Annotated in this window: 9 protein-coding genes and 1 pseudogene; 7 read left to right on the top strand and 3 right to left on the bottom strand. The window is 62.8% G+C overall.

Features of this window, described 5'->3' with window-relative positions; all coding sequences use genetic code 11:
* Window positions 1-15 precede the first annotated feature (15 nt).
* The 5 genes from ACILSR_RS09860 to ACILSR_RS09880 all read left to right on the top strand — a co-directional run bounded on the left by ACILSR_RS09860 (window position 16) and on the right by ACILSR_RS09880 (window position 8,211).
* Window positions 16-987 (top strand): amidohydrolase family protein, encoded by a 972-nt coding sequence (locus ACILSR_RS09860; protein ID WP_395749593.1) that lies wholly within the window; start codon window positions 16-18, stop codon window positions 985-987.
* Window positions 968-1,717 carry an SDR family NAD(P)-dependent oxidoreductase gene (locus ACILSR_RS09865; protein ID WP_395749594.1) on the top strand — a complete coding sequence of 250 codons (750 nt, stop codon included), beginning with the start codon at window positions 968-970 and terminating at the stop codon, window positions 1,715-1,717. Before ACILSR_RS09860 ends, ACILSR_RS09865 begins: the two co-directional genes overlap by 20 nt.
* A 386-nt stretch (window positions 1,718-2,103) precedes the next feature.
* Window positions 2,104-5,712: a beta strand repeat-containing protein gene (locus ACILSR_RS09870; protein WP_395749595.1), complete on the top strand. Its 3,609-nt coding sequence runs from the start codon at window positions 2,104-2,106 to the stop codon at window positions 5,710-5,712.
* A gap of 449 nt (window positions 5,713-6,161) precedes the next feature.
* Window positions 6,162-6,695: an RNA polymerase sigma factor gene (locus ACILSR_RS09875; protein WP_395749596.1), complete on the top strand. Its 534-nt coding sequence runs from the start codon at window positions 6,162-6,164 to the stop codon at window positions 6,693-6,695.
* The gene (locus tag ACILSR_RS09880; RefSeq protein WP_395749597.1) at window positions 6,688-8,211 is read left to right on the top strand and encodes a LamG-like jellyroll fold domain-containing protein; all 1,524 of its coding nucleotides are present in this window, start codon (window positions 6,688-6,690) and stop codon (window positions 8,209-8,211) included. The genes ACILSR_RS09875 and ACILSR_RS09880 overlap by 8 nt, the downstream gene beginning before the upstream one ends.
* On the opposite strand, the pseudogene ACILSR_RS09885 reads toward ACILSR_RS09880, so the two are convergent.
* From ACILSR_RS09885 to ACILSR_RS09895, 3 genes and pseudogenes are all read right to left on the bottom strand, one after another.
* A pseudogene (locus tag ACILSR_RS09885) lies at window positions 8,212-8,363 on the bottom strand (DUF2256 domain-containing protein).
* Window positions 8,360-9,256 (bottom strand): TIGR03915 family putative DNA repair protein, encoded by an 897-nt coding sequence (locus ACILSR_RS09890; RefSeq protein WP_395749598.1) that lies wholly within the window; start codon window positions 9,254-9,256, stop codon window positions 8,360-8,362. Before ACILSR_RS09890 ends, ACILSR_RS09885 begins: the two are co-directional and overlap by 4 nt.
* An 11-nt stretch (window positions 9,257-9,267) precedes the next feature.
* A complete protein-coding gene (locus tag ACILSR_RS09895) occupies window positions 9,268-10,557 on the bottom strand; it encodes a putative DNA modification/repair radical SAM protein (protein WP_395749599.1) in 1,290 nt (429 codons plus the stop codon).
* Between the two features lie 330 nt (window positions 10,558-10,887).
* Between ACILSR_RS09895 and ACILSR_RS09900 the strand changes: the two genes are divergently transcribed.
* Window positions 10,888-11,472, top strand: a complete 585-nt coding sequence (locus ACILSR_RS09900; protein WP_395749600.1) for a biliverdin-producing heme oxygenase — start codon at window positions 10,888-10,890, stop codon at window positions 11,470-11,472.
* Window positions 11,469-13,676 (top strand): ATP-binding protein, encoded by a 2,208-nt coding sequence (locus tag ACILSR_RS09905; RefSeq protein WP_395749601.1) that lies wholly within the window; start codon window positions 11,469-11,471, stop codon window positions 13,674-13,676. Before ACILSR_RS09900 ends, ACILSR_RS09905 begins: the two co-directional genes overlap by 4 nt.
* Window positions 13,677-13,696 lie beyond the last annotated feature (20 nt).

Here is a 13,696-nt window from a genome sequence, read left to right on the forward strand (position 1 = left end):
AACACGACACACATTATGCTCATCGATTGCCACAACCACATCGGCGCCGACCTGTTGTTCTACCTTCACGGCGATTTCCCCTATGCCCAGCAGCTCGTGGACATGACACACATGGGCGGCGCGCTCGGCATCACGCACTGGGTGGTGTTTCCTTTCGTCTCCTACGCGGCCCTGGACGTGACGAAGTTTCGGAAGGGCGAGATCGCCGATGGTCCGGGACTGGAGAGCGTGCCATACGCTTTTGAAAACCGCCGCCTGCTGGAGGAGTGCCAGCGGCTCTTCCCAGAGGTGGGCGAAAAGACTCTGCCCTTCGTCATGGTGGACCCCATGCGCCACACCGATGCGCAGGCCGCTGAACTGCTGAAGCTGCGCTCCGAGTTTCGCTTTCACGGCATCAAAATTCAAAGCACCATCCTGCAGGCGGACATCAAACGCCTCATGAATGAGGGCCGCGTGTTTCTCGATCTCGCCCGCGAGTGGGATGTGCCCTTCCTCATTCACAGCAGCGTCGCGCCGGACGATCTCTGGGCGCAGGCGCATGACATTCTCGACATTGCCGAGGCCAATCCCGATATCCGTTTCTGTGCCGCGCATTCCTGCCGGTTTGACAAGGAATGTCTCGACCGCGTGCAGGCCCTGCCCAATGCGTGGTTTGACAATTCCGCGCACTGCATCCACTGCGACTGCGTGCTCAAGGAGATGCCGAATATCGCGCCACCAGCCCGTCGTTTTGACAGCGACTACAGCGATCCCGCGCGCGTCATCGCCGATCTCGCCGCCGCATATCCGGACAAGTTCATGTGGGGCAGTGATTCTCCCTTTTACAGCTACGCCGCGCAGCTTGGCGGCAAGGTGGTGAAGCTCATCAGCACCTATGAGCGCGAGATGGCCGCCCTTCATGCCAGCCCCGCCGACGTGGTGCGCCGCATCGCCGCCACCAACACGCTGAAGTACCTGAAGCTGCCCGATGAAAGCATTCTCGCTTGAGGGCCGCGCCGCATTGGTGACGGGGTCATCCCAGGGCATCGGCGCTGCGATCGCGCAGGGCCTGGAGGAGTGTGGCGCAGCCGTGGTACGGCATGGACTGCAATCTGAGACAGCATGGGAATCTTATGTGCCATGTGATCTGTGCGCCCCATCCGCACCCGCTCGGCTGATTCAGCAAACGTGTGAGCTACAGCCCACGCTCGACACCCTCGTCTGCAATGCTGGCAGTTTTTTCGACACTCCTTTTCTCACCATGACGGAGGCGCAGTGGGACAAGACCGTGCAGCTCAATCTGCGCGCCGCCTTTTTCCTCGTGCAGGCTTTTGCGAAACATCGTGTGGCTCAGGGCGGCGGTGGCAGTGTGGTGATGGTGGCCTCCACCAACGGCTTTCAGGCCGAGATGGACAGTGTGGCCTATGACACCAGCAAAGGCGGCGTGCTCATGATGATGAAGTCGCTGGCTGTCTCACTCGCACCGCATGGGATTCGTGTAAACGCCATCGCTCCGGGCTTGATCCGTACGCCGCTGAACAGCGCCTGGACTGCTCCCGGTGCCAGTGCTGCGGTAGCGCAGTATGAGAACAAAATCTTGCTGGGCAAACTTGGCCGGCCTGAGGATTGTGCCGGAGCCGTGGCCTTCCTGTGCTCGCCAGCGGCAAACTATATTACCGGTGAGGTCATCGTCGTCGATGGCGGGCTGACCACGGTGCAGATTGGGAGAGTGGAGTGAGCGGGGTGACGGCAGATGAAGAAGACTTGATGTCACCCCTCACCCGGCCTCTCCCCGAAGAAGCCTAGCGGCAATCAAGCTCTCGGCGGGGAGAGGGGCAGCGCGTTGAACTCCGATTGAGCTTTCGAGCATCTCAGCGCGGATCCCCTCTCCCCGCCCCAGTCATCTTAGCTATGCCTTTGCTTCGGGGAGAGGCCGGGTGAGGGGCTGTTACAAAACCCTCTTTGCAGTCGCATGGGCATGCTGTGATCCAAGACGACCAACGGTCTTTCGTGGTTCCGTGATGTTACCACGACATGGACCGGGCGGCGCGGGATTCTGGTGCGCAAAGTGCAGTGTTGTTTCGCAGTCATTTGCCACTCGAAAAATTTCACCTGCACAACTCCATGACCACTTTCTTTGCACCCTTCACCCGCCGCGCTGCGGCATGTGCTCTTTTGCTGGCTGGCACTCAGGCCTTCGCCACGGACTACATATTCAATCCGACCAGCGGCACGGTTTCCTGGTCCACGACGACGATCTGGACTCCGAACGGTACGCCCGGAGCCGGGGACAACATCGACGCCACGCTCATCGGCAGCAGCGGCGCTACGCTGGCGCTCGGCGGCACCACGCGCACGATCAACAACCTCACCAAGACCGTGACCAACCGCTGGAACATCGTGGGAAACTCCTCCTCCCTCAGCATGCTCAATGTCAGCACCATCACGAGCGGCACGCTCAACATGAATTTCTACGACAACACCGGCGGCGGCGGGCTGAATGTGAACGCGGGGAACATCACCGTGACAGGAGGCTCCACACAGTTTGGCCTGAACGCGAGCGGCGCCACCAATGCGCTCCACGGCCTTTCCGTCAGCGGCACCACCAGCGTCTCCGGCGGAGAGCTGCGCGTCAACATACTCAATGCAACCAGCAGTTACTCGCTGGGCCTGCTCACTGTCAGCAGCACTGGCATCGTCAGCCTGAACAATGCGCCGAGCGGCAAGGCGGATTCCACCGGAAACGTTACCGGACTCAATGGCACGGGCGGTTTCATCCAGACCACGGCCACGACCGCCGGAGTAGGCGGGCACAACGGCAATGCCTCCACGCTCGCCATCACCAACACGGCGGACTTTAGCTCCTCCACCGTCTTGCGCGACGGTCTGGCCACCACGCTGGGTGCGACGCTGCTCGTCACCAAGGCGGGCGCCGGGACACAGGCGCTGACCGGCGCCAACAGCTACACCGGCCTGACCTCCATCACCAACGGCACGCTGAAGCTGGGTAACGCCTCGGCCTTGGGCGGGCGCGCGGGCATCGTCGCAACCAACACGGACAACGGCACCCGTGTGTCCGGCACCGGCACGCTGGACCTGGGGGGGCAGACGGGCATTACGGAAGTCATCCGCCTCAATGGCACCGGCTTCGGCGGCAATGGTGCGCTGATCAATTCCTCCGGCAATGCTGCGAGCATTAGCAGCGGCATCGCCGACATCGTGCAGACTGCGAGCGGCACGGTGGCCACGAATCTGACTCTCTCGGGCGGCGGTGGCACGGGCGCTACGGCCACGCTGTCCATGGGCGTCACCAACGCCTCCTTCACCATCAACGGCGGCACCACCGTGTACTCCGTCGCGCCCACGGTGTCCATCACAGGCGGCACGACCAATGCCACCGCGACGGCGAATCTCACCAACGGCATTGTCACCAGCATCACGCTGAACAATATCGGGGCGGGCTATACCACGGCGCCCACCATCACGTTCTCCGGTGGAACAGTGACAGCTGCGGGGACCAATCCCACCGGCACCGGCAATGCCAGCAACTACACAACCGTGGGCTACACCATCTCCGCCTCCGGCAGCGGCTATACCAGCGCGCCCACCATCGCCTTCAGCAGCGGCACCTTTGCGGCCACGGCCAAAGTGGCGGGCATCGTTCTCGAAGGAGACAGCACCATCGGTGGCAGCGGCGACATCACCATCAATGGCATCGTTTCTGAAAGCGGCGGCTCTCATGCACTGACGAAAATCGGAACGAGCGTGCTCACGCTGGCCAACACCGGCAACAGCTACACCGGCGGGACGGTGATCAATGCAGGCAGCATTTCCATCGCCACAGATTCCGCCTTGGGCACCGCGCCTGCGGCAGCCACTGCAGGCCAGCTTGTCATCAACGGCGGCGCGCTCACGACGACTGCGGGCTTCACTTTGAATGCGAATCGCGGCATCGATCTCGGCACCACTGGCGGCCAGATCAATGCCACCACCGGCACTCTCAGCTACGGCGGCGTCATCGCCGGCAGCGCTGGACTGCAAAAGTCTGGCGCAGGCACGCTCGCGCTCTCCGGGGTCAATACTTACGGCGGAGCGACTTTCATCAGCGGAGGCACCTTGAGCATCTCCGCCGACTCCGCACTTGGTGCCGCCCCCACATCCGCCACCCTGGCCCAGCTCACGTTCGATGGGGGCACACTCGCCACCACCGCGGATCTCACCTTGAATTCCACCCGGGGTGTCTCTTTGGGCGCGTCGGGAGGCACGATCGATGTCGGAACTGGGACCGCTGTCACCTATGGCGGCAGTGTGGCTGGCGCAGGATCTCTGGCCAAGACCGGCACCGGCACGCTGAATTTCACCGCCGCCAGCAGCTACAGCGGAGCGACCACCGTCATTGCAGGCACGCTCGGCATTTCAAACGATGCCGCCCTCGGCACCGGCGCAGGCGGTGTCAGCGTAGCCAGCGGCGCCACGCTTGCCCTGTCCGGCGACATCACCGTCGCAGGCGAAGCTCTCTCCCTCAATGGCGACGGCACCGCGACGAACGCGGGAGCGCTTCGCAACGTCTCCGGCGCCAACACCTGGACCGGCAATCTCGCCATTGCGGCGGGAAACACTCGCATTAATTCCGATGCTGGCAGCCTCCTGATCAGCGGCAATATTTCCACCGCCGGCACAGGCAATTTCAACATCGGCGGCAATGCCGACATCGAAGTCAGCGGCGTTGTTTCCGGCACGCTCGCGCTGTTTAAATCCAGCGTCGGTGGCGGCACGCTTACGCTCAGCAATCCGGGCAATAGTTACACTGGTATCACCACGATCGCCGCGGGCACGGTTAAAATCTCCAGCGAGGGAAATCTCGGCGCGACGCCCGGGACGGTCGTCAGCAACAGCCTGCGCATTCGCGGCGGCGTGCTGCAGACCACGGCCACTCTCTCGCTCAGCGCCACTCGTGGCGTGCTGCTCAGCAATGGTGGCGGTGGTGTGAGCGTCGATGCCGGAACCTCGCTCACCGTCAATGGCGTGATCGCCGGTTCGAGCACGGACACCTTGGAAAAAAGCGGCGCAGGCGCGCTGGCGCTCACCGCAGCGAATACTTACAGCGGCGGAAGCACCATCACGGGCGGCACCGTTTACGTCAACAACACCAGCGGCTCCGGCCTCGGTACTGGCGATGTCACTGTCGATGTTGTCGCGGCCCTGGGCGGTAGCGGTTCCGTCATCTTGGGAGCAGACAAGTCCGTCACCGTGAACGGATCGCTGGTTGTTGGCAATCCTGGCGATACCACCGGCTCCTCCCTGGCTCTCACCACCAGCGGTGCTGGCAGCACCATTCTCGGCGGCACCAGTACACTGCACCTCGGCATCTTCGGCGGTGCCGGACTCGGCGACAGCACTGGCAATGCTTTTGCCGCGGACATTCTGGATTTGTCCGGGAATCTCACCATCACCCTCGGAGCCGTCTTGAAGCTGGAAAATCCCAACGGCATCGCCAGCGGAACCTGGGCGGATGGCGATACGTTCAAGCTCTTTGACTGGAGCGGCCTCGTCTCCCGCAACGGCACCTTCAGCATCGATGCCTCAGACTTGAACCTGCCGGCGAATCTGATGCTGAACACTGCGGATCTTTACACGCTGGGAAACATCAGCTTTGCGGCGGTGCCGGAGCCTGGGCGCGTGAGTTTCATGGCCGCAGCGCTGGCCTGCCTGATGCTGCGCCGCCGGAGGTAGGAATGCTCAGGAGTGCAGAACCATCCCAGCCTGTAGCAAGGGTTTGAGCGAAGCAGCACCTCGTTTCTTGTGGAGAAGGCGATTTGGCAATGCAGGCTGAGGCAGGTTTTTGAAATGACTTCATTCGTTCTATCGCCAGGCGCCTTCAGGTTTAACCGCGCGTCGCCTAGGAAGATGTCAGGCGGGGCATCGCTCATCAATGCAGTGCGAACCCTGCTGAAGTTGGTGAGGTTGTTGCGCGAAGGCGGTGTGATGTCGAAAGCCGCGACGGCTGAGTGGCCGGAGCGTGTGTTGAGCCTTCTTCGTTAATGCGGACAGCGAAAGTTGGGTAATAACCCAAAACTTCAGCGGCTTCTGTGGGATGCGCGTGAATACCTTTGATATGACTGGCGCCTTGCACAAAATTCCCTGTCCGGTTCCCGCGTCCCGCGTGAGATACTGCCATACCCATGAACACGCACGAAACCCAGGCCGCGCAGGTTTTCCTAGCCCATCACGATTTTGTGAGGGGAGTGGCGCTGAAGTATGCACCCTGGCCGGGGCTGATGGAGGACATCACGCAGCAGGTGTTTCTCGAATTCATGGCGAAGGAGTCGAAGTGGGATCTCAGCACCGATGCACGCCCGCTTCTCGCCACCATGACACGCCACATCGCGCTGCGGCAATGGCGCGAGCGCACCCGGCAGCAGCCCGAAGTCGTGCAAAAACTCGCCGACCACATCCGCCTGCTGGCCGAAGAGCGCGAAGCCCCGCCGCGCTACGAGGAGGAGATCAGCGTCCTGCGAAACTGCCTGCAAAAGCTGCCGGAGAAAAGCCGCGAGCTCGTCGAACTCTACTACTACAATGACATCGGCACGCCACAGATCGCCGACCAGATCAATATGAAAGCGGACACCGTCTGCCGCGCCCTTTCCCGCGTGCGCGAAAAACTCCGCGAGTGCATCGAGCGCTCGTCAAACCAGGGAGGCCCCGCCCATGCCTGACACCGACACCCTCATCCAGCACTACCTCGAAGGCTCGCTCACCACCGCCGAAGCCGAGGAACTGCACGCGTTGCTGCAAACCCACCCCGAACTCGGCGAGCGCCTGCTGCTGCACTTCGACATGGACGCCATGCTGCGCGCGACCAAGCCGCTGCTGCCAGAAAACAAAATCACCAGGCCCGCCCTGCTGCCGAAACGCCGCTTCACCTTCGCCACCGTCACCAGCGTGGCGGCCATGGCTGCGTGCATCACGCTACTAGGCGCATGGTTCATCAACGAGAGCGTGAACCTGCGCCCCGAGGCGGAAGAGGAAACCACCGCCTCCGTCGCGGTGCTGACACGCGGCGTAAACCTCGAATGGGAATCCGCCACCCTCGCCCCCGGTACGCCGCTCTCTCCCGGCTGGCTCAGGCTGAAATCCGGCATCGCCCAGATCGAATTCTATCAGGGTGCCCGCGTCTTGATCGAAGGCCCCGCCGAGCTCCAGCTCGTCTCCTCCGGCGAGGCCACCTGCACTCGTGGCAAGCTCAGCGCCCAGGTGCCGCCGCAGGCCAAAGGCTTCCGCATCAACACTCCCAAAGGCACCATCGTCGATCTCGGTACCGAGTTCGGTTTGGACGTCAGCGCCGCCAATGAGGAGGTGCATGTCTTCAAAGGCGAGGTGGAGCTGCATCAGCCCGCCGCCACCATGAAGTCGCTCAAAGAAGGCCAGGCCATGGCCATCGCGGGAAACACCGCCCTGCTCCCGGCCAATGCCTCCAGCTTTGCCTCGCTCAATGAGATCGATGCCCGCAGCGCGATGTCCCAGCGCTTCCAGTTTGAAAAATGGCTGGCCTCCAGCGCCAAACTGAACGCCGACCCCGGCCTGCGCCTGCGCTTTGACTTCCAGGACGACGAAGGCTCGCGCTCCCTGCGCAATCACGCCGTGAACGGTGCCCAAATCGAAGACGGAAGCATCGTCGGCGCCTCCTGGACGACCGGACGCTGGCCCGGCAAGCGCGCCCTCGAGTTCCGCAACGTCAGCGACCGCGTCCGTCTCAACATTCCTGGCGAAACCCAGGCGCTGACCATGGCCGTCTGGGTGCGCGTGAACGGCCTCGACCGCGCCTTCAATTCCCTCTTCATGTCCGAACGCTGGGGCGAGCGCAAGATCCACTGGCAGATCACCCGCGATGGCAAAGTCCGCCTCGGGGTTGCCGGTGGCAAGGGAGTGGGCCACGCGGACCACGACACGCCCGTCCTCTTCACACCGGAACGCTTCGGCCGCTGGACCCATCTGGCAGTCGTGTTTGACCCCGCCGCCAAAGAAGTCCGCCACTACGTCAACGGCGAGCTGCTCACCCGCTCCCCGCTCAAAGACACCAGTCCGCTAAAGATCGGCATCGCCGAACTCGGCAACTGGAACGACCACTCTACCAAAGGTGTCGCCATCCGCCACCTCAGCGGCGCCATGGACGAGTTCGCCCTCTGGGACCGACCGCTGAGCGATGCGGAAATCACCGCCCTGGCAAAGTGATCATCCTCCCTGCGCTCCCTTGCTGCGTCGGCAGCGCTCACTGCAAACTTCACTTCATCCCACACTTTCTCCCATTTCTTGCGCCAGGTGAAGGGGCGCCCGCATACGAGGCACGGCTTGCTCGGCAGATGCTGTTTCTTCACACCTTTCATGGTCGGTCACATTCGTCGTTTCCATCGGCGGCCTCGCCCTGATTCAGGGCGTGAAGCGATTTTAAATAGGCATTGTTGGGCGCAGGCTTCACCGCCCGCTCCTCGGTTTCCAGCATGCCCTGCACCCGCTGCGCACTTCCGGCAATAAGTCCGGCGATCAGCGATGCCTCCGGTAAATTCTTCCAGTACTTCTTCGGCATCTCCGACTGCATGGCGCTGATCTTCACCCGCGCCGGATTGAAAATGTTTCGGTAGTAGGTGCGCCAGAGATCGTCCAGCGCGTCCTCATCCGGCGCGCTGCTGCGCGGCACGCCTTCGGTGAAATGCAGCCGCTTCCCATCCCAGTGTGCGCACTCATAGGGCGTCAGGATGGACCAGTCCATGCCGACAAAGCGCTTCTCAAAAAAAGGCGTGGCCAGCCGCACGATGCGGTGCTCCGGCTCAAACCACGCCACGAACTGCTCGCGCCCCGTGGCGGCATCCGTGCCCACCAGCCGGAACCGCACAAAGGCATGCATCTTGTGGATGTCCCTCCCCACCGCCTTGCACCAGTCCTGCAGCTGCCGCACATCGCGGTCCGTGGCCATTGCCAGCAGATGCCGCTCCGCTCCCAGCGTGAGCCGCCACAGCACCCGGTACAGCACTGCCCAGCGCCGCGCATCCGTATGCGCCGCCGCGCTGCGTGCCATGTCCAGAAACGCCGGCGGCACTTTGATGCCATTCCCTTTTGCTCCCACCGCGTTGTAGGCGGCAGGCGTTTCACTCAGAAACAACGATCCCTCCCGCTGATCATCCACCCACAGCACCTCCTCGGGACGCACGCCCTGCGCCAGCAGCTGCCGCGCCGCCGCCCTCCAGGCTTCATACTCAGGTTCGATGACGACGCTGCGCATGCTCAGGCCTTCTAGAGTTCTCCGGATCTCACCGCGAGGAAGTCGCTCACGGCCGGTGTCGGCGCTGCGTCAAAGTTGATTTCAAGCTGCTCCGGCGGCGGTAAAAACCGCGCACGCAGCGCGTCGCTGTCCAGCCCCAGCCGAGCCGGATGATGATCCGCCGTGGTGATGAAAGGCAGCAGCTTCTTCATCTGCAGCCGCAGGCGTATCAGGTCCGCCAGCCGCAGCCGGGTGTAGCGCCGCGCAGCCAGGATGCGCTCCACATTGCGCACGCCCATCCCGGGAATTCGCAGCAGCATCTCCCGCGGCGCCCTGTTCACGTCCACGGGAAAGCTGGCGCGGTTTCGCAGCGCCCAGGAGAGCTTCGGGTCCAGCGCCAGATCGAGATTCGGTGCGCTCGCGGAGGCAATCTCCTCCACCTTGAATTCGTAAAAGCGCAGCAGCCAGTCCGCCTGATAAAGCCGGTGCTCACGAATCAGCGGCGGCGCTTTCAGCGGCAAAATCGACGACGGCTCCGGGATCGGGCTGAAGGCCGAATAGTACACGCGCCGCAGCCGGTGCGCGGTGTACAGCTTGTTTGCACATCCCAGGATCATCGCATCGTTCGAAGAGTCCGCCCCCACCAGCATCTGTGTGCTCTGCCCGGTGGCAAAGGGCGGCGGCTTCGGCGCATCCGGCTTGCGTTTCTCCGCATGCCGCTCGTCGATCTTGCCCCGGATATGCCCCATCGCCTGCTCCGTGCGCGCCAGGTTTTTCTCCGGGGCCAGCGTGTTCAGGCTCTGCTGGCTCGGCAGTTCGACATTGATGCTGATGCGGTCCGCATATCTCCCGGCCAGGGCGATCAGGTCCTGCGAGGCCTCGGGAATGGTCTTCAAGTGAATGTAGCCGCGAAACTGATGCACCTCACGCAGCTTGCGCGCCACCTCGATCACCAGCTCCATTGTATGATCCGCGCTGCGGATGATCCCGCTGCTCAGAAACAGGCCCTCGATGTAGTTCCGCTTGTAGAAATCCAGCGTCAGCTGCACCACCTCGTCCGGCGTGAACCGCGCGCGCGTCACATTGCTGGACCTCCGGTTAATGCAGTAGTGGCAGTCATACAGGCAGGCGTTCGTCATGAGCACCTTCATCAGCGAGACGCAGCGCCCGTCCGGCGTGTAGGAGTGGCAGATCCCCATCCCGCCCGTGGACCCCACACCTGTCCCGCCCCGGGAATCCTTCCGCGCCGCGCCGCTGCTCGCGCACGAAGCGTCATACTTCGCCGCATCGGCCAGGATCTCAAGTTTGCGGGTGATGTCCATGGGGATGGTGGCTTTACGCGCCTGCTGACCGCGCCGTCCCTTTTTCAGCGCGAAAAATGTCCCTTACCCTCCAAAGGGTCAGTGAGCGTCTTTTTCAGGTACAGAGCGGGCATGCCTCCCATATTTGCCTGTTCTTTAGAACAGTTCAATGATAAACACGATGAAGACACCCCTGCGCTTCAGCCGCTCTCCGCGGCTGTTCCCCCCGCCTCCTTCAATAGCGGCAGGCATCCACGCTCTTTTTCATTCGCGATATGTGGACGTACACAGCTAACTCGCGACCCCGGCCGCGAGGCTTTAAAATGCACCAAACGACGGGTAACCGCCTCCATGACCCAAGACCCGCCTTCAGACATCCTCTCCCGACTCCGTGCCACGACGGGAGCCGCGCATCAGCAGTTGGAAGACCAGATCGATATTGCAAAGGCCTGCGCGAGCCGTGAAACCTACACCCGCCTCCTTGAAGGCTTTCTGGGCTTCTTCGAACCCATGGAGGCAGCGCTGCAAATAATTCCTGGCTGGGAGGAGCGCGGCTTCCATTGGAGCGAACGGGCCAAGCCGCCCATGCTGCGGAAGGACCTGCGTGCACTTGGTCGCAGCCAGAACGAGGTGGCGGCCCTTCCCCGCTGCACCGCTTTCCCACAGCCCGCCACCTTGGCGGAAGCTTTTGGCTGCGCCTATGTGCTGGAAGGTTCGACGTTGGGCGGCCGTCACATCATGGGAGTCCTCGCAAAGAGCGCCATCCCTGAAGACGCCCGGCACTACTTCGCCAGCTACGGCGAAGACGTGCCTGCGCGCTGGCGGGAGTTTTGCGCCATGCTCGCCGCACTTCCAGAGACCGGTGCCGATGCGATGACCGCAGCGGCCGTGAAAACTTTCGACACGCTCGGGAGCTGGCTCCTCAAACGCCAATGAACGATCCTGTGACCCCCGCTCAGCTCGACGGCTGCGGCCTCGAGCCCATCCACATCCCTGGATCGATCCAGCCACATGGCGCACTGCTGGTGCTGCAGGAGGCGGATCTCATCTGCGTGCAGGCCAGTGCAAACTGCGGGGCGTTTCTCGGCGGCAAATTCACCGGCGTCGTCGGGCGGAGGCTGGAGGATGTCGCGCCGGGTGCGGCAGCCAGGATTATGCAGGTGCTGGCCGGGGCGTCTGAAGTCCTTCCATCCCCCATCACGGTGGAAATCGGGCAGGAGTCTTTCGATGTCTCACTTCACCGCACGGAAGCGGGCTTGATCACGGAGTTCGAAGCCGCGGGGCCTCAGGACGCCCACTACCACCGCCACCTCCAGCAGGCGCTCTCAGACCTGAAGGCGGCGCCAGACCTCACCACCCAGCACCAGCGTGCGCTTGCCTTTGTGAGCCAGCTTACGGGCTTTGAGCGCGTGATGATGTACCGGTTTGATCCGGACTGGCATGGCCAGGTGGTGGCGGAGCACTTGAGCGCTCCGGTGGAGTCCTATGACGGTCTGCACTTCCCCGCCACGGACATCCCCCCGCAGGCGCGCGAGCTTTATCGCAAGAGCTGGCTGCGCCTCATCCCCAGCTCCTCCTACCAGCCCGTGCCCGTGGAGCCTGTGGTGAATCCCGCCACCGGCAAACCGCTGGACATGAGCTTTGTCTCCCTGCGCAGCGTCTCACCGATCCATCTGGAATACCTGCGAAACATGAATGTGGCCGCTTCCATGTCCATCTCGCTGATTGTGGAGGGTCGTTTGTGGGGCCTCATCGCCTGCCACCACCGCACGCCACGCGTGCTGCCCTTTGCCATTCGTGCCGTATGCGAGATCTTCGGGCAGGTGGTCTCGTTTGAGATCGGCGCCCGGCAGGAGGCGCAGCGTTTGTCTCAATACGTGCAGGCCACCGAAATCCAGTCGCGCTTTTTCGATGTCATCGCCGGAGAGAAAAACGTGCTGGATGCGCTGGTGAAGTACACGCCGCAGCTGCTGGAGTTCATGGGCGCGGGCGGTGCCGCCGTGCATGTGAACCAGCAGACCACCCTGCTGGGAGAAACTCCCTCGGCGGAGCAGGTGGGCGGCCTCATCTCCTGGCTGCAGACGCAGGAGCTGAACCCCGTTTTTGAGACCGAGGCACTCTCTCAGCACTACCCGCCGGCCGCCGCCTTTCATGCCACCGGCAGCGGCCTCCTTGCGGTGAAGCTCTCCCGTGTCGAGCCCCACTACCTGTTGTGGTTCCGCCCGGAGGTGGTGCAGACCGTCACCTGGGCCGGACGCCCCGACAAGCCACTGGACGCCAATGAACGCCTCAACCCCAGAAAATCGTTTGCCGCCTGGCAGGAGAAGGTGACCGGCCGCGCCCGGTCCTGGGGAGAGGCGGAGCGCAGAGGGGCACAGGAGCTGATGCTGGCCATCAATGCCCTGGTGCTCCGCCGTACGCAGACCCTGCTCAGCGAAAACATGGAGCTGGAGCGCCGGAACACGGACCTGAACTCCTTCGCCTACATCGCCGCGCACGATCTCCGGGAACCCCTGCGCGGCCTGCAGAACTACCTCGTCTTCATGCGGGAGGACCACGGCCGGGAGCTCTCCAGCGAGGCTCTGCGCAAAGTGCAGACCATGGAGTCCTTGGTGGCGCAGTCCAAGGAACTGATCGAGACCCTGAACCGCTACTCCCGCATCGGCCGCATGGAGATCAGTGCTCATACGGTGAATCTGGACACGGTGGTGGATGAAGTGCTCGTCAGCCTCTCCGGCATGCTCCGTGAGCTGGGCGTCGAAGTCCGGCGTCCCCACCCGCTCCCCACCATCTCCTGTGACCCCGTGCTGACGCGCGAAGTCTTTTCCAACCTCCTCACCAACGCGGCCAAGTACAGCGACAGCGAGCGCAAGTGGATCGAGGTGGGCTCCATGGCCGGGCAGCCGGGCGAGCCGCCCACTTTTTACGTGCGGGACAACGGCATAGGCATCCGGGAGAAGCATTTCACCGATATATTCCGCATGTTTCGACGCCTGCACCCTCACGACGCTTATACCGGTGGCACCGGTGCGGGCTTGACCATCGCCAAAAACATCGTCGAACGCCACGGCGGCCGGATCTGGCTTGAATCTGCGTTTGGCCAGGGCACCACGTTTTACTTCCAATTTCAGCCCCAGTGACTATTCCGGCCACATCTTCC

Origin of the sequence: Prosthecobacter sp. (assembly GCF_044222565.1) — a bacterium.
Classification (GTDB): Bacteria; Verrucomicrobiota; Verrucomicrobiia; order Verrucomicrobiales; family Verrucomicrobiaceae; genus Prosthecobacter.